Raw genomic sequence first — 18,614 nt, 5'->3', positions numbered from 1 at the left:
GCTCCTGGCGATGTTAGTGGAAACAATGTCTATGACGTCACCCTGAAGGTCTCGGACGGCGTCCATACGGCCACCCGGTCGGTGGCGGTAACTGTTACCAATGTCAACGATGTCCCGCCCGTGTTTTCGTCCGGGTCCGTCGCCAATGTTGTAGAGGGCAACCTCAGCACGGGTTATATCGCCGCAGCGACGGACGCTGAAAGCGACGTGTTGACCTATTCCATCGCCGGTGGCGCCGATGCAGCGCTGTTCGTCATCGATACTGCCACCGGCGCACTAAACTTTGTTTCGGCGCCGGACTTTGAAGCCCCGGGTGACGTCGGTAGCGACAACCATTACGATGTCGTGGTGCGCGCCTGGGACGGTGTGCATGCGGTTGACAAGGCCGTTGTCGTTAATGTGACGACTCCGCCACAACTCGCTTTGGCCCTAAGCAATGACTCCGGTGTCAGCGATGTGGATCTGCTGACGAATGACGCCGCCATTGCCGGCCAGATCACGGGCGGCACCCTAACGCAAAATCTGCAAATCGGCCTTGGCGCAATGCCTTCCAGTTTCGCGGACATTGGCGCGCAGGTGGAGGCCGATGGCCGCTTCAGCCTGACGGAGGCTGAGGTCGAAACAGCCCTGGGCGGCAGTCTGAGTGACGGCGAAACCACCTTTAGCCTTCGCTACGTCGATGGCTCGGGTCAGCTTGTCACCCAAACCCTCACCTTCGATTTGGACCAGTCCGCGCCGCTTATTTCGGGCCTGGCCTTGTCCGCTACCTCCGATACCGGTGCGTCCGGTGACCGGATGACCAGCGCCGGTAAGATCGCACTCACTGGACAGGCTCCGGCCCTGACGACGGTCTCGGCAACCGTCGACGGTGTGACACACCAGGCACTTGTGACGGGTGAAGGGCGTTTTACCCTCAACGATTTGGGGCTGACGGAGGGAGCGAACGCGATCACCGTGAACGTCACCGACGCCGCGGGCAACGTGTCGTCGTCGGAGATTACGATCCAGAAGGAAGCGGCTTCGGGACCGGATGCCGTACTGTTCTGGAACACTGTCGCGCTTCAAGCCGTTGTCAATGACGGCGTCGCGCCGACCTATGCCAGCCGCGGCCTGGCCATGCAAAGCGTGGCCGTCTACGACGTTTTGGCGGCGATCGACGGTTCGATGCCGTTCATGGTTGCGGCTGAAGCCGCCGCCGGAACTGATGCTGATGCAGCGATTGCTTTCGCCTCGGCCGCGGTGCTTAAATACCTATTTCCACGCCAGGCTGAATTCTTTGATGCCATGGTGACCAACGCGCTGGCGGGGCATAGTGGTGCTGCCTATGAGGCCGGCAAGTCCCTCGGTGAGACCGTCGGCGGGCTGGTCGCTGCTCTGCGCGATCAGGATGGCTGGAACGACTTTGCGGTGGATAATGGCGGCGATGCGCCGGGACAATGGTCTCCGACCGAGCCGGCGTTCAACCCTGGTCTGGATCCACAGTGGGCCGACCTCAAGCCTTTCGCCATGACCGATGCCGGGGCCTTCACGCCCGAAGCTCCGCCCGCCCTGACGAGCGAGCAATACACCCAAGCTTACAACGAGCTTTTGGCTTTGGGATCGGCTGACAGTACGCAACGCACGGCGGACCAGACCCAGATCGCCAACTTCTGGCGCGGCAATGCCGGCACCGTTACGCCGTCGGGTATGTGGAACCAGATCGCTGCCCAGATTGCGACCACAGAAGGCGGCGGTTTGACGTCAAATGCCCGCCTGTTCGCCCTGTTGAACCTATCGATGGCCGATGCCGGCATTGCGGCATGGAATGCCAAATACGAGTACGACTTCTGGCGCCCGATCGAGGCCATCCGCTCGGGAGGCGAGGACGGCAACGAAGCGACGATCGCCGACGAAGACTGGCGACCGCTGTTGTTAACGCCCAACTTCCCGGAATATGTCTCCGGTCACTCGACCTATAGCGCTGCCGCCGCAACCGTACTGACGGAACTCTTCGGCGAGGACTACGCCTTTGATTTCACCAGTTCGACTGTCCCGGGCGTGTCCCGCCATTTCGACAGTTTCGAAGACGCCGCATCTGAAGCCGGCCGTAGCCGCATCTACGGCGGCATCCACTTCGAGTTCTCCAATGAGGCCGGTCAGTCCATCGGTCGCCAGGTCGCGGCCAATACGCTGGCCATTTTCAATTCGGCCACGGATGAGACCGCGCCGACCATCTTCTTCACAACCAAGGACGGCCAGGCATTCAATGCCAGTGCAGCTATTGAAGGTACGGCCCTTGATACTCTAAGCGGCCTCGAAAGCCTGAGCGGCCAGATCGACGACGGCACCGAATTTGCCGTCACCGTCGATGGCGCGGGGCATTTCTCCATTCCGGTTGCGGCAGGTCTGGCCGAGGGTAGCCACAGTCTGACATTGACCGGTGTCGACGCCGCCGGCAATGAGACTGAACAGGTCCTGAATTTTGTCATCGACACCTTGGCACCCGATCTGGCCGTGACCAGCTTTGCCGCCGGGGCGACCTTGTCGGCCGGAGCACGATTAAGCGGCACCGTCGATGCGACTGGCTCGGATCTCGTCAAATTTACCTATGCCATCGATGGCGGCCAGGCGATTGCCATGGCCTTCGACGGCACGGCTAAAACCTTCGATACGGCCCTGCCGATGGGCGCCTTGACCGCCGGCGACCATACTGTGGTCCTGACCGCTCAGGACGCAGCCGGCAACGTCACGACGCGTGACATTGCGTTCCACCTGGACAGCGCCATTCCCCTCACCGTGGTCAGCATTACGCCTCAGGACGGCGCCAGCGAAGTCGGCGTCACCCAACGGCCCCAGGTGACCTTCTCGCGGCCCGTCGATCCGGTCAGCCTGACGGCGGACACCTTCTACGCCACCGATGCGACCGGCACCAAGGTGCCGGCGCGTATCGTCATGTCGGCTGACAAGACCTCGGCCTATCTCTTCTTCGATGACTCCATGAAGGGTGCGGAAACCTTCCGGGTCCATCTCGACGGTGATGGCATCCGTGCCTTGGCCGATGGGGCGCTGCTGGACGGCGACGACAACGGAACGCCTGGAGGTGACTTCACGTCGGGCTACACCACGGTCAGCACCGAGGTCGTACCGGGCACAGTGATCACCGGCTTCGTAGTCGGGCCGGGCGCCGACCTGAAGCCCATGACGCAGGACGATTTCCGCTCGGGTCCGGACGGCATTCCTTTTACCGCTGACGATGTCTTCCTGGAAAAGCTGGCCGGTGTGAAGGTCTTCATCCTGGGCCGCGAAGGCGAATTCGTCTACACCGACGACCAGGGCCGGTTTACCCTGACCAATGTGCCGTCGGGCAATGTCAAGATCGCCATCGACGGCCGCACGGCGACCAATGCGCCGGACGGCGCCTTCTATCCCGAAATGGTGATGGACCTCAATGTTCGTCCGGGCGTGGTTAACACCATCATGGGCACCATGGGCGAAACCGAGGAAGAACTGGTTCACCTGACCCGCGGTGAGGTCTACCTGCCGCGCCTGTCGCGCGTTATCCTTCAGGACATCAGCGACACCGATCCGACCGTCGTGACCGCGCTTCCCGAGGCGACACAGGGGCTGAGCCCGGAACAGGCGTCGAAACTGACCCTGACCGTGCAGCCGGGATCGATCGTCGACGAAAACGGCGACCCCGTATTGAACCCGCAGGTGGGTATCAGCACAGTTCCGCCGGAACTGGTGCGCGACATGCTGCCGCCGGGCGTCTTACAGCATACCTTTGATATTACCATTCAGGTGCCGGACGGCGCGGTGTTTACTGAACCGGCGGTGATCACCCTGCCGAACGTCTTCGGCGCGGCGCCAGGCACCAAGCTGAATATCCTGTCGTTCGATCACACCACCGGTCGGTTGGTGATTAATGGCACGGGCACGGTTTCAGCCGATGGTCTGACGGTTGTGAGCGATGAGGGATCGGGCATCACCAAGCCGGGCTGGCATGGTCTGACGCCGCCGGGAAGCCCATCAAACCCGCCGCCTCCGCCCGAGGTTCCGCCGCCGCCGCCCTCCTGGGAGGATACCGTTAAGACGCTTGGCGACAATTATGAAGCACGTAAGGATACTGCCGGCGCCGCCTACGCGCATCAAGCCGCATGTATAGCTAAAGTTGCGTGCCAGGCTGGCGACCGTTGGGGGCAGGGATGGGTTAAGGATGTTTTTGACCAAATAGGGAAAGATGCCGCGACTGGAAAAAACCAATACGGAGGAAATACCTTTACTAGTCGCTATGACAAAGATTTGGTAAGTGTAACGATTGATGGCGTAACTTATTCCATTAGCCAGGCGACCATCGGTGCTGTCGTTGATGGTACGCAGCATTTCATGAACGAACTTAAGCCTGGTTTTGAAAGAAATGCCTATCGACTAAATAGAGACGAAGATGGAAATGGAAAAATAGACCACGAAGAATTTTTTGACGAAGCTGTAGGCCCTTGCTTCGATGAAGTTCGTGACAGTGGAGAATTGAGCATTTTCGGTGCATTTGTTGCTAAGGGAGCCGTTCCTACAATTGCAAGGTGGATGCGTGAAAGTATTGTTGCAGAATATGAGAGGCAACAGGGTGGTGGCGGTGGCTTTAGCATTGAGGCTGATGTTTTACCGTTTAATGGATTAAATCCGCTTAGACTAGAATATATTTCGTCTATTGGTCAAATTAGGGTGGATGACGTAGGCGAAAAGGGTTTAATTAGATTGGGGGTACCAACGGAACTTTCTGTAACAATCGATGGAGTCAGGCTTACGGCCGCAGACGGTGTGTCATTTCATATTGCAGCAGGCTCGAACCTAGCAGAAATTCGCGATGGGCACTTATTAGTCAACCAACTTAGAACGGGAGGTGCTGCGCACCTGGATAGCATTGTTGTTTTTGCTAATTTTGATGGAAAGTTTGGTATCGGGCAATATGGGGCCTACGACGTAGATACCGATGGAGATGGTATTGTCGACTCTTTCGAAATGACCGTTGGGCTTGATCCGGACAAATCGGATTTAACAAGCGATAGTGATGGAGACGGGATAACAAACACTAGAGAAGTTCTTCAAGGTACGAACGCGTTCAAGGCTGACACGGATGGAGACGGAGTAGACGACCTAGAAGAGTTGGAACAAGGATTGTCGCCTACGGTCGCAGAATTTTCTTATGTCGGCGCGGGAGCTCTATATTACCGCATCTCATCAGCAAATGGTGTTGTCGCGTCTGGAAAAATAAATAACATCAATGAGCTCGGCGACATACTCCTTCCGAGTGAGCAGACTCTCACCTTGGAGTTGGTCGATCCGATCAATAACTCATATGGTTTAGCGAACTTTAAATCCGCGCAATCCGGAAATCGTACGAATTTGCCAGAAGTTGCGATGATTGTCGCCAATACACCGGATACGGATGGAGATGGTCTCGCAGACAAAATTGAACGTGTAATAGGGACAAGCGGAACTGCCGCTGACACCGACGGGGACGGCCTGACCGACAAGTTCGAAATCGACAACGGCCTCGATCCCCTGGGTGGTTTCCCGACAGCGACGGGCGTGTTGGCGACAATCGATATCGGCGCCACCATCAATGATATCGTCACCTATAAGGACGGCGGTGCCAGCTTTGCAGCCGTTGCCGCGGGCAGCGGTGGTTTGGTGCTGATTGATATCTCGGCTCCATTGGCGCCGGTGCGCGTCGCTGTACTCGATCTGCCAACCACGGCGCTGGACGTCGACGTGGATCCGCTGCTTCAACTGGCTGCGGTGGCGACCGGCGGCGGTGGGCTGAAGATCATCGATCTGTCTGATCCCAACGCCCCGGTGGTTTCAGCCACCATAGCGGGCACCATCCGCCAGGTCGAGGTGGTCGACAGCGTCGCCATCGCCGGCAAGGGGGGCGACCTGATCCAGGTCGACCTCACGACAGGGGAAGTGGTGCAGACCCTGTCTCTCTCGGCCGGTGGCTTCAAGGCCATGACGCGCGACGGCAATTTTATCTACGCCCTGTCCTCGGGCGGCGTGCTGACCGTTGTCGAACTGCTGAACGGCGTTTTGATTTCGCGTGGCACCCTGTCCGTTGCTGGCAACGACTGGTTTAGCAACTCGACGTCGGACAAGATGTTCGTCGCTGATGGTGTGCTGTATATTCCCGCCGACCGCGGCTTCCAGTCCGGCTACGCAACGGTTAGCGTCGCCGATCCCGCCAATATGTCGGTTATCAGCGGCGTCGACGACGGCTCGATCTTCGGGTCGGATATCGCACTCAACGGCTCCGGCCTGGGGATTGTTGTCGGCGAGTCCGGCGGTGTCTTTGGCACGCGCGGCATTGACGTCGTCCGAACAGGCGACAGCGCCAATACTGGCGATTTCGTCACCCGCTTTACCCTGAACGCAACCCCGAACGCAGTGGCGATCGGCGCCGGCTTTGCCTATGTCGGTGACGCCAGCGGTGGTTTCCACGTTGTCAACTACCAGGCCTTTGACACGGCCGGAGTTCCGCCTGTTATCACCTTGCAGCGCCTGCCGGTCGATATCGACGCCGTGAAGGAGGGGATCCAGGTCCAGGAAGGCCAGACCGTCTCCCTGGGTGTCCAAGTAACGGACGACGCCCAGGTGCGTCAGGTCGAAATCCTGATCAACGGTGTCGCCCAAAGCGCCGATATTGCCTATCCGTGGGACATGCGCGCAAAGCTGCCGTCGATCGCCGACAATGGCAGTAGCACGGTGACCTTGCAGATCCGCGCCACCGACAGCGGCGGCAATATCACCCTCTCCGCCCCGGTGACCCTTGAATTGGTTCCGGATACCATAGCGCCCGTGCTGGTCTCGGCTTCGCTGGCCGACGGCGCGGAGGTCTCGCAAGGCTTCCGCAGTGTACGCTTTACCTTTGATGAGGCCCTGGCGAATATTCCCGATGGTGCGCTTACGTTAAAGCTGGCGGACGGGACGGTTGTGGCGGCCAATCAGATTTTCCTGAAGGACGGCGGTCATACGGTTCAGGCGACTTTCCCCGCACTGGCGCCTGGCGACTATGAGCTGATCCTCGACCAGACCCTGATCACTGACCGCGCCGGCAACGCACTTGGGGTTGGCACGGATGTACGAGAGTTTACGGTTCTCGATTCCCTTCTGATGGGAGCGGAACTGCAGTATCAGTACTTGTTCGGTTCGAACAATTCGCCATACGGCGGTGCTCTGAATTTCACCGTTAGCGAAGATGTCGAAATGGCGCCGACCTTTGTCGACTCGCCTTCCGTTCCATATCTCGCGTATTACAACAGTGTCGATGTCGGAGACGATACAATTACGATTACGTTCACAGGCTCAGTGAGCTGGAATGGATCGGCCTTCAACGGCTTCCGCATTAGGGACGTGGCCGATACCGTCCTGGACTTCACCTCCGTGCAAGATGACGACGCGCGCACTACCCTTTCATTCGATGCAAATTCGATCTACGTGAACTGGGCGGGACGCAGCTTCAATCCGGGCGATAAGATTGTCATTCATATCAATGACAATAATGCTGGCGCTTTCTCGGAGCCACTGAGCTTGGCAGAAGGCAACACAGAGTTTGATGCTGGTTCCGAAACGCCGGTCGCATCCGGTCCTCCCCCTGCAGAAATCGCGTTGCCATCCGCGTTGCAGGACGCCCCTGTTTGGGCGCAAGACGATGTGATGCCTCAGATTTTCCTGTCAAAGTTCCGGGGCAGCGTGAACATTTTTGAAGATCACGGTCCAGGCTTCCGTTTCATGACCGAAATGCCGGCTTTGGCCACGCCGCTTAACGGCCATGTCTTGGCTATGGTTCTGGAGGCGGAACCGGTCCACGACGAGGTCGCCGGTTTAAGCGTGTTCGAGATCTCGGAATTCGAAGCCGATCAACCAGACTTGCCGCCGGTGCGTGAACACTTCCACGATCCGCTGCACGCTGGCCTGTATTGACGGAGAAACCGGGGCAAATGGGAGTGAGAGTACCCAAAATGTTGAAGGTCCCGTCGGCGACGGCTGACGGGGCCCGGATGACCCTTTTGGCGCTTCGCAGGTACGTCACCGCCGCGGCCGGCTTCACCCTGGCCATCAACCTGCTGATGCTGGTCTCTCCCTTGCATATGATCCAGGTTTACGACCGCGTCCTGACCTCGGGTTCGGTCGATACCTTGGTCCTGATTACCGGCCTGGCCGTCGTCCTGCTCCTGGTCTACGCAGTTGCCGATGCCGGTCGAAAAAGCATCTTCAGCTTGCTGGGCCGGCGCTTTGCCGAGCGGCTGGAGCTGCCGGTGTTCGCCTCAGCCGCGGCCTCACCCGACGCGGCGCGCGATGTCAGTGCCGCGATGGGCAGCCTCGCCACGGTACAGAAGTTCGTTATCTCCGGCGGACCGGCGCCGTTTTTCGACGCCCCCTATGTGCCGTTGTTCGCGTTGCTGTTGTTCTTCATTCATCCCTGGCTGGGCGCTATCGGACTGGCCGGGGCGCTGATCCTCATCGGACTGGCGGTGGTTATGGAATTAACCACCCGCATGACCGTTGAGGAAACTGGGCGACGCGAAGGCCTGGCCCAGGCGTTTCTGGCTGGGGCAAGTCGCCAATATAGCGCCGTTGCCGGCATGGGTATGGCCAGCGCCGTTTTCCGCATCTGGCAGCGACTGAAGTCCGAGGCCAGCGATATCCAGTCCACATCCGGCGACCGATCGAACCTGCTGGCGGCCATCTCGCGCAGCTTGCGTCAGGTTCTGCAGGTTATCATGCTGTCAGCCGGTGCCTACCTCACCCTGAAACACGAAGTTTCGCCTGGCGCGATCATCGCTTCGTCAATCATACTGTCGCGCGCTCTGGCGCCGGTAGACCAGGCCCTGGGCCAATGGGCTCAGATCGTCAAAGTACGCGAAGCCTGGAACAAACTCGTGATGCGTCTGCCCCCCGAAGCGCTGGACGCTTCTGAGGTAACCCCGATCCCGCGTCCGGAGGGCAAGCTGTCGTTGGAAGGCCTGTCCATCGGCGTGCCTGGCGGGCGCGACCCTCTGATCGCGCGAATGGGATTAGCCCTGGAACCCGGATCACTGATGGTGGTGATCGGTGCCAATGGTTCGGGCAAGACCAGTTTCCTGCAGACCTTGACCGGCGCATGGCCGGTCCACAGCGGCATCGTCCGCCTGGGGGGACGCGACATCCACGCCTGGGCTGGCGAAGATCGCGGTCGCTACGTCGGATATCTGCCGCAGGACGTCGAACTGTTGCCCGGAACAGTACGTGAAAACATTGCCCGGTTTAGCGAGGGCGAGCCCGAACCCGTCTTCGAAGCGGTTCGTCTCGCGGGCTGCAGCGAAGCCATTCTGCGCATGGGAAAAGGGTTTGATACGCCTGTTGGGCCGGGAGGCGTTCATGTCTCCGCCGGTCAGAGGCAGTCCATTGGCTTGGCGCGCGCACTGTATGGGGACCCCGTTCTCCTGGTGTTGGACGAACCGACAGCGCATCTCGACAGCACGCGCGCCGCCGCGATGGCGGGCCTTCTGAGGGATCTCAAGGCTGGGGGTCGGGTGATGATCGTCGCGACCCACGATCTCAATATCCTCAACGTGGCGGATCAGGTCATGAACCTGTCGGGTGGTTATGCCAGCGTCGCTTCGGGCGAAGATTACCGCAAGAGTTTGGCGGAATACAAACGCAATGCCGGGATGCCGATAGCCAGAGAGGTGGTGACATGACCATCGCTGCCGAAAAGCTATCGCATCCACGAACGCGTCTCTATGGCCTGATCTGCCTGGGCGCATTGGGTCTTTTGATCGTATGGGGTTTTCTCGCGCCCCTGGCGGAAGGCGTGGTAGCCAGCGGTAATCTCTCGGTCGACAACAATCGCAAGGCCGTCCAGCACCTGGAAGGCGGGATTGTCCGCGCGGTCGCTGTACGCGAGGGCAGTACCGTCAAGGAGGGCGATGTCATCCTCGAACTGGATGACATCAATGCCCGGGCCCAGCGCGATCAGGCCGCTCAGGATGTCGCAGCCCTGTTGCTGGCTCAGGCCAGACTGGAGTCATTTCTGGCTGGCCAGCCACAGATCCGCTTTGTCGATGTAACGGCGCTTCGCCTGGATCCCGGCGTCGAGGCCGATCTTCGGCGCCACCAACAGGATGTCTTTGTTCAACAAACACGCTGGCTTTCGGCGAGCGCAGGCCTCATTCGCTCCCGGCAGGGCGCGGTATTGTCGAACAGTGCATCGAAGGCAGCTCAGATTGCCGCCATGGAGGACGGACTTGCTGCGGCGCGCAGCGAGCTGACCCTGGCGGAGTCCCTTTTGGAAAAACGCCTGGTGCGACTGGATCACGTTCAAGGTTTGCGGCAACGCGTTGCTGCTCAGGAAGCCGACCTGGCCCGCCTGAAAGCCGAAAAGACCCAAGGTGGTGTCGATGCCGCTGTTTACGATATGGAGCTGGCGGAGTCACGGGCTATGGTCTTCAGGGACGCATCGAATGAACTCGTCAAGGTCAAGACCGATCTGTTGTCCACCCAGGAGCGCCTTGCGGCCGCAGAAGGCGTCTTTGCGCGGTCCTTGGTGCGTGCCCCTCGATCAGGCACGGTGCTCAATCTCGCCGCTACCACCGTTGGCGGGGTCGTCCAGCCGGGTGAGACACTTATGGAAATTGTGCCCGACAACGAGAAACTGATCGCAACAGTCCGCGTGACGCCGAACGATCGAGACTCGATTTATGAAGGCCAGGATGTCAAGGTGCAGATCACAGCGTTTCAGTCGTGGCTTACCCCGCGCCTTTCCGGAAAGCTGATGGGCGTGAGCGCGGACCTAAAAACCGTCAAGGAAACGGGCGCCAGCTATTATGAGGCGCGTATTATCCTCAATGGCGAGGACGTTAAGCAAAAGGGTTTGAGGATCAGGGCGGGTATGCCGGTTGAAGCCTTTATCTCATCGGGACAAACCCGAACGGCCTTTGATTATTTGTTCGAACCCCTTCTTCAGGTGTTGCGCCGCGGAGCCGTGGCACGATGACCGGCCAGAGACTGGCTGCCATAGGGTTGGCATTGCTGACCCTGACCATAAGTGGCAAGGCCGCAGCGGAAAGCACGGCATGCATGTCGGCGGAAGCGCTGGTAGCGACAATTACATCACGCGATCCGCGAATAAGAGATGCCTGGATACAGGTCGACGCGGCACAGGCGCGCTTGAAACAGGTATCATCTTCGCGGTTTCCGCAAATCGGCTTTTTTGGTCGAGCGGGTGTCGGGGACGGCGTCCTCGCCGACAATGAGGTCGACAATCGCTCCGGATTACGTTTCACGCAGAAATTTCTGGATTTTGGAGCAGGGCGCAATGCGCGGAAGTCTGCGCAGGCGGGCGTGGATGCGTCGCGGCATGCGGCTCAGTCTCTGCAGTTGCGCGTGGCCGGTGAGGGGCTTCAGACGGCGCTGGATTTGGAGCGACGCAACGAGAGGATCGCTGCACTCGAGGCTTTCGTTGCATACTATCAGGCCCAGGAGGACCTGATCGACATGCGCCTGGAGAAAGGCGTACTGACGGAGCCAGAGGCTGCGGCGATGCGTGTCGAGGGGGCACGGATCCGTGCGGAATTGCGGCGGGAAACAATGGAACGCGACAACCGCACGCGTCAGCTTGAGCGGTTTACAGCCATTGATGACGTCTGTGTTGCGACCGAGTCATTTGGCCCCTTCATTGCGCAACGTGTCCCGCAATCTCTTACGGAATTGGAAGCGGTCGCCAGCGCGGACCCCGGCTTATTGGAGCTGGCCGCGAACATCACATCAAGTGAAGCCGAGTTGCAGCAGGTCCATCGCGAACGATGGCCGACGCTCGACTTCAATGCCGTCCTGACGCAAGATTATGACAGTTTCAGAGGCGAATGGAGGCCGCACCATCGCGTTGGTCTGGATTTGGACCTACCAATATTGAGTGGTGGACGCCGTAAGGCGGACGTGTCAGCTGCAGAGGCAAGAGTCAGGTCTCAGAAGGCAAGGTTTGATACCTATGTCGAGGAGCGGCGCCAAAAGGTCCGTTCGGACTGGGGGGAATTGGTACAGTTGCGCTCGGCCAACGAGCAATATCTCATAGCGCGGGATAACCAGGCGTTGGTTGTGGACGCAGTATTTTTTGAGGTTAGCCAAGGCAGCAAGACCATGGATGACTTGATCGAGGCACAGCGAGCGCAAATGAACGCGATACTCGCCGAAATCGATAGCCGCTACGAACTTGAGATGAAGAATTTAGATCTCGTTATCGACATCCACAACATCTACAACATGCCGGAGGGCGCCAACGAGGCGAGCGCTGAGGAGAGTAGGCCCGCAGCGGCCCACTTTGTCAAGGAATGAGGCCATCAAGCGTGCATCGTGCTGCCGCGGTTCATCTCGTGCAAACGCCGGCGCCGTCGTCAAAGGCGGTAATACTGTTCCCAGTTCCGCCGCGGCGCGGCGCCGCCTAAAAGGCGATCAGCCAAGGCATGATTGCTGATCCGTCTCGATTTGGGGTCGAACCTTATGGGCGTGTTTAGCCTTTGTGCAATTATGCCTAAGGCCATAGCCTGACAAAGGGGCCCCGAAACGGAGAACCGCGAGCGGCACACCTCTTCGCCCTTGGCGGCGCGGACAAAGTTGAGAAAGTGATCCGAGGGGCTGACCGGGACCTGCGGCAGTGCGTTCTTGATCTCCCCGGCCCGGGGCCCGCCGATAATTTCCAGTTCCGTCGCATGTGAACCGCCCTTGAAAACCAGTCCATCCCCGTAGATCACCTTGCCGGGCGCCAGCTTTCGGGTCTCGATGGCACCCGAAGTCGGCGGTGGAATATTGGGATCTACAACCGATGCGCCAAAATTTTCAGGCAGCGGCGGGTAGTTCTGCTGACCTTCATACCAGGTCATTTCGACAGCCGGCTTTTTGCCTCGGGCTGGAAATTTAAAGCGTAGTGTCGAATTTTGCGGGAAGAGGAAAGCGCTGTGCCCTTGCGTGTAAAGAGGCTCAACCTCCGTGGGCAGGCCGAGTTCAAGGAACTCATGGGCATTATCGAAGATATGGGCGCCCCAGTCACCAAGCGCGCCGTTGCCAAAATCATACCACGAGCGCCACTCGCCGATCATATAGCCCGCGTTGTAGGCACGAGGTTTAGCCGTCGCAAGCCAGGCATCGTAATCCAGGTCGGCCGGCACGGGCTGGGCCGGCAAATAATCGTTCGCCGACTTGCCGTGCCAACGACGGGGACTGTTCATAAACGTGGTAATTTGCGTGACATCGCGAATGATGCCGGCCTTAACCCAGGCTTCGAATTGGAAATAGCCCTGACCGGAATGGCCCTGGTTCCCCATCTGCGCGGCCACCTTATACTTCCTTTCCGCGTCCATCATGAGCTGAATCTGGCGAAAGCTGTGTCCCATCGGCTTTTCACAATAGATGTGTTTGCCCGACGCCATCGCATGCATCGCAATGGGGAAGTGTGAAAAATCGGGTGTGCCGATGCTTACTGCGTCAAATTGCTTTCCCATCTTGTCGAACATTTCGCGGAAGTCCCGAAATGTCTGCGCGTGAGGGAATTGCGTCAAAATCGCCTGGGTCGCGGGTGACCCCAGATGCGTGTCGCACAAGGCAACCACATTGACCAGACCCGTCGCGTAAAGACCTTTGATGACATCGGCGCCTCGGCCCCCGATGCCGCAGCAGGCAATGTCTATTTTTTCACCAAGCGATTTTGCGCGTAGTAATGCGGGCGTCGCCAACGTTCCGGTCGCAACCGCCAAAGCGCCTGAACCAAAATGCCGGCGGGTCATGGAATTGAACATAACGGTCCTGCTACTGCTGTTATGGGAAGTCTTCATGGGGTGACGAGATCTTATTGCGCCGACAGATCGCGCAGTTTGATGTTGCGGTAGGATACAGTATTTCCGTGATCCTGCAGCAGAATGTGACCATCCTGCCATTCCCCGAAGCCGGGAATGTCCTTAAATTTGCTCTGGGCCACGGCAGCACGGAACGCCTCGGAGCCACGCTCGAACGAGACAGTTTGGCGGCCGTTCAACCAAAATGTCACCGTATTGCCTTTTGCCAGAATGCGGGCCGTGTTCCACTGACCGGGCGGATTGACCAACTTGTCTTTGGGGGCCGGCATCACGTCATAAAAGGATCCGACAGTCCGATTGCCGTCCCGGCCTAGGCGCGCATCGGGATGAAGCGCGTCGTCGAGAACCTGAAACTCCATGCCAATTCCCGATCCGACCTTGACGGGCTGGCCCGTCGTCTTGTCGATGGGCGGAAGGTCCGATTGCGCGAATATCTTGATGCCGCTGTTGGCGCCAGGCGTTATCCGGAAGTCGACCGTCAATTCAAAATCCGCATATCTTGCCCGTGTAATGATGTCGCCGCCGCCCTGCGACTCCTCGCCGCCTTTCTCATGGATGGTCAAGGTTCCATCGCATCCTGTCCAGCCCGAGGTGGGAAAGTTCTCGCTTTTCAGGCCACGCCACTGGGCTGTATCATGTCCATCCCACAGCAAGACCCAACCCTGCTCGCGCTCTTGTGGCGTCAGGACATTTGAACGATCAGTCTGCGGCGGACGGCACACGGCATCAGTCGCGGCCGCCGGGAGAGAGCAAGCGCCTCCACCAAGGACGGCCAGGGCAAGTCCGAAGACGGTAGCACGCAACATATCGTTCTCCTTATTCGTCCGAATTGTTCAGTGACGCAGTCGGACCTGAGTGCACCTGAGCCAGCAGCGCCGAAAACGGTGTCGACGCCGGATGAAGGCATCGAACCGGCCGACACCTGGAGTTTGGACGATGGCGCGGTGCGTCGGCAAGGCTTGTCGGATCACATTGTCGTCGATTCGCTGAGGGCCCGATGGCCTCAACAAAAACGGGAGCGCGTACGCTCCCGAAGTCTGTTGGGAAGAATGAGGCCTGACCAAACCTTGCGTATACCAAATTAACATCAGACTATTGAATGTCAATCTGGTCTGGCCAGAAATTCGGGGCTGGGCGATTTCATGGGTGCGTGCTGTCAGGCGCGGTGATGCGATCATTTGTGTTCGATCATTGGTCTCAGAACTCACGTTCATTGCAAAAGAAATGCTAGTAAATTTTATGAATGAAATTAGAAAGCGGTTATCACGTAATGGCTGGGGTGCAATCTAAGTCCCTGGAGGAATCTACGGCTTCAGACAAGCCATTCATATAATAAAGTATTATCTGGTGATGGACTTTCATAAACCCGCTGCTCCCTGAACCTCTCGATGCAAGCCCGAGGTCGGCGTGGCGGACGTGTCGGGATTCTGAAAAATGGAAGTAATTTCCGCAGACGGCAAAAATTAGAAAAGACGGCAGGTGTCGTTGCGCGCATTTTGCAATGAGAAGATTATTTCTCCATCATTTGGTATGGGCTGTGCCGCTATGTGTGACGAATCTGTAACGCCGGTCTGCAATTTGGTAAGGCCAGATTGACAGATGTTATTGGTCTGACTATTTCTGGCCGAAAGAGACGATTGCGAACTGGCGGACAAATAACCGCCCAATAGCGACAACTTCAGCGGGAAGCGAAAAAATACGTTCTTGCACCGTGCAAGCTTGCCACGCACGTCGGACATAACGCGGTCACGCGTCGAAAACTTGTGTGTGTGGAACAAAGGGAAATCAAGGGAGAAACCATGTCAATCAAATCCACCAAGGCCTGCATCCTGGCCACAACCAGCCTTTTTGCCGTGCTGGCCGCCTCGAATGTTGCCGCCCAGACGCAACCACAAACCGCGCCCGCCAATGACGATGCGAACGTTGTTGTGGTCACTGGCTATCGCGGGTCGCTTCGCAATGCGACGACAGCGAAAAAGAATGCCGTCAACTTTACGGAAACGGTATTTTCCGAAGATATCGGCAAGTTTCCTGATCTGAATATGGCCGAAGCCTTACAACGCGTGCCCGGCATGATCGTTACCCGCGACGCGTTCTCCGGCGACGGGACGCAGATCGTCGTGCGCGCTTTGCCATCGAACTTCACCCAGGTGACGATGAATGGTGGGCGCATCGCCATGGCCACCGACAATGGCATTTCGGGCTCCAGTTCGACCAACCGCCAGGTCGACCTCGATGCATTCCCGACCGGGCTTTTCACCCGGGTGGATGTGTCGAAGACCCCCAGTGCGGACCAGCTCGAAGGCGGCATCGCCGGCACGGTCAACCTGCAGAATGCGCGCCCATTCGACCGCAAGGGCCATCATGGCGCCATCGCCATCCAGGGCAATTACAACGCCAACTCCAAGGAAACCTCACCGCGCCTTACGGCAGTCTGGTCCAAGACCTGGGACAAGTTTGGCGTTTTGGCCGGTGTTTCGCTGAGCGAAAAAAATCTCTACACGTCGGGCTTCGAAACCCTGGGCTATGGCGACCCCAACTTTAACAACTACTGCGGCACCTGCGACCCGGGCCTGACCTCCTCCAATGGGGTCTTCTCGAACCTGGCCGGCTCCAACCAGTGGGTATGGGGCCAGACGGTGTACAACTGGACCGGTAACGGCCTGACGCCCGGCACTCTGAACGAAGCCGGCCTGCTGGCGCTTAACCCCGGCATGACCCGCGAAACGATGAAGGGCGCCCTGATGCCGCGCCTGGGCCGTAACTCCATCTTGAACGGCACCTCGACCAACAAGGTCGGCCTGATCGCCCTGGAATACCGGCCGAGCGACACGCTACGCTTCAACCTCGACATTCTGGGCGGCGGCGGCGAGCGTGACGCCGAGCGTTCGAATATGATGCTGGCTTTCCGCAGCACAGGCCCTACGGACGACTATAACCGCGGCATGATCCCACTGAACATGAAGGTGGATGAAAACAATGTCGTAACTTCGGCGAAGTTTGCCCACTCGACCTTCTTCCTGGAATCCAACGCCTACCAGGACAGAAACGCTTATCTCAGCGTCAACGGCGGTTTCGACTGGAAGTTCGGCGACGAGTGGAGCCTGGACGGTCAGGTCGGGATCATGCGCTCTACCTATGAACGCGGCGTCTTCTTTCTGAAGTACCGCACGCCCTTCGAGTCGAATGTCACGGCCACCTATGTCAACGATTCGGCCAACCAAGACCTGCCGACAATTACCTCCAACGTCGATCTCAACGATCCCAATATTGGCTGGCGTACCTTCGGCGGCGGGCAGATGATCCTGCAGCGTGATAAGCGCAACGCCACCACCACGACGGCCCACGTGAACATCGCCAAGGGTTTCGGCGATTGGACCTTCAAGGGCGGCTGGGCGATCGACTCCTACCAACGCAACATCAACATCGGCGACCTGTCGCCGGCGCTGCGGACGGCCTACGCCGCGGCAATTCCTGAATCGGAGGTTAAGAACTACCTGACGCCGATGACGGATTCGATCTTCGGCGGCGGCGTTACCGGCGGGGGTTTCGACCGTTTCGTCCTGCCAAATTTCGACAAGATCAAGGATGCCATCGATTATGACGCCCTGATCAAGAGCGCACCGGTTGTGTCGACCGGCGGTTCGTACAACGGCGCTGGCGCCGCAACGATCCAGGAAGAGATTTCCAGTGCCTATGGCATGGCGATCTACAACGGCGAGCTCTTCTCCATCCCGTTCAAGACGAATTTCGGCTACCGCTTTCAGACGACCAACCAGACGGTCACCGCGCCATCGGTGATCAACAGCCAGATCGTCTATCTGACGACCAACGCGCGTTATAAAGACGTGCTGCCGTCGTTCAACGCCGTGGCGGCCGTTACCCCAAAGCTGAACGTCCGCGTGGCGGCCTCGAAAACCATGACCCGCGCCAACCCGGCCGACATGACGTCGTCGCTGACCCTCGACACTTCGGCGTCGTCGGGCAGCCGCGGCAATCCCAACCTGAAGCCGTTCTATTCGAACAACTTCGATATCGGCGGTGAATACTATACAGGCCGCACAGGCTATGTCGGCTTCACCTATTTCAAAAAGGACATAACCGGCTTCATCGCGCGGCCGATCTCGCCTCTGCCATTCAGCGCCCTGGGTGTCGACTATGCGTCGCTGAATACCAACCAGCAGCAGGGCCTGGCCAACGCGCTCATCCCTGCGACCTCGGTCGCCCAGGTCCTGGCCACCCCGTCGCTTGTGGCCAATGTGAACGTCAACATCACCCAGCCGGTTAACTCGGACAAGGTGATGAAGCTCACCGGTCAGGAATATATCTGGGTTCAGCCCCTGGATAACTTTGTCGAAGGCCTGGGCTTCACAGCCAACTACACCGCGTTCGACGTCACACCGGCCGATCTGGCGCTGGGCATCCCGAAAAACACCTACAATGTGACGGGATACTATGAAGACGGCCCGATCTCGTTCCGTCTGAGCTACGTGAATGTCAGCGTGGTCAAGACCGGCTTCCCGATCCAGGCCAACAATATCGCCCTGGACGCCTTCAACCGCGCACGCAGCCAGATCGATCTGTCCGCGTCGTACAAGTTCAAGGCGTTCGGCCTGGATCAGAGCCTCACGCTTGACGCCACCAACCTCACCAGCGAGGGCTTCAAGAGCTACTATACCTACGAGAACATCACGACGGGCTTCCAAAGCCCCGGCACGAGCGTTCTTCTGGGCTGGCGCGCTCAGTACTAAA

General features: G+C 58.6%; 8 protein-coding genes. 5 read left to right on the top strand and 3 right to left on the bottom strand.

Annotated elements, in window-relative coordinates:
- Positions 1 to 510 precede the first annotated feature (510 nt).
- Entirely contained in the window at positions 511 to 705 is a 195-nt protein-coding gene (locus ABI_RS25680; protein ID WP_169313729.1) for a hypothetical protein, read from the bottom strand.
- 51 nt (positions 706 to 756) lie between these two features.
- Between ABI_RS25680 and ABI_RS12005 the strand changes: the two genes are divergently transcribed.
- The 4 genes from ABI_RS12005 to ABI_RS11990 are packed head-to-tail and all read left to right on the top strand — an operon-like array spanning position 757 to position 12,348.
- Entirely contained in the window at positions 757 to 7,956 is a 7,200-nt protein-coding gene (locus tag ABI_RS12005) for an Ig-like domain-containing protein (RefSeq protein WP_169313728.1), read from the top strand.
- Positions 7,957 to 7,994: 38 nt separating this feature from the next.
- Positions 7,995 to 9,716: a type I secretion system permease/ATPase gene (locus ABI_RS12000; protein ID WP_050808282.1), complete on the top strand. Its 1,722-nt coding sequence runs from the start codon at positions 7,995 to 7,997 to the stop codon at positions 9,714 to 9,716.
- Entirely contained in the window at positions 9,713 to 11,011 is a 1,299-nt protein-coding gene (locus ABI_RS11995; RefSeq protein WP_006273258.1) for an HlyD family type I secretion periplasmic adaptor subunit, read from the top strand. The genes ABI_RS12000 and ABI_RS11995 overlap by 4 nt, the downstream gene beginning before the upstream one ends.
- Before the next feature lie 32 nt (positions 11,012 to 11,043).
- Positions 11,044 to 12,348, top strand: a complete 1,305-nt coding sequence (locus tag ABI_RS11990) for a TolC family protein (protein ID WP_211211162.1) — start codon at positions 11,044 to 11,046, stop codon at positions 12,346 to 12,348.
- 59 nt (positions 12,349 to 12,407) lie between these two features.
- Here ABI_RS11990 and ABI_RS11985 read toward each other — a convergent pair whose 3' ends face one another.
- Both ABI_RS11985 and ABI_RS11980 read right to left on the bottom strand, forming a co-directional pair.
- On the bottom strand, positions 12,408 to 13,805 hold the full coding sequence (locus ABI_RS11985) for a Gfo/Idh/MocA family oxidoreductase (RefSeq protein ID WP_211211161.1): 1,398 nt from the start codon (positions 13,803 to 13,805) through the stop codon (positions 12,408 to 12,410).
- Positions 13,806 to 13,855: 50 nt separating this feature from the next.
- Positions 13,856 to 14,668, bottom strand: coding sequence for a 3-keto-disaccharide hydrolase (locus ABI_RS11980; protein WP_040309197.1), 813 nt, complete (start codon positions 14,666 to 14,668; stop codon positions 13,856 to 13,858).
- Positions 14,669 to 15,661: 993 nt separating this feature from the next.
- Between ABI_RS11980 and ABI_RS11975 the strand changes: the two genes are divergently transcribed.
- Positions 15,662 to 18,613, top strand: a complete 2,952-nt coding sequence (locus ABI_RS11975; protein WP_157138876.1) for a TonB-dependent receptor — start codon at positions 15,662 to 15,664, stop codon at positions 18,611 to 18,613.
- Position 18,614 lies beyond the last annotated feature (1 nt).

This window comes from Asticcacaulis biprosthecium C19, from assembly GCF_000204015.1.
Classification (GTDB): domain Bacteria; phylum Pseudomonadota; class Alphaproteobacteria; order Caulobacterales; family Caulobacteraceae; genus Asticcacaulis; species Asticcacaulis biprosthecius.
Note: the sequence above shows the minus strand (reverse complement) of the source record. Positions and strands in the feature narration are given on the sequence as shown.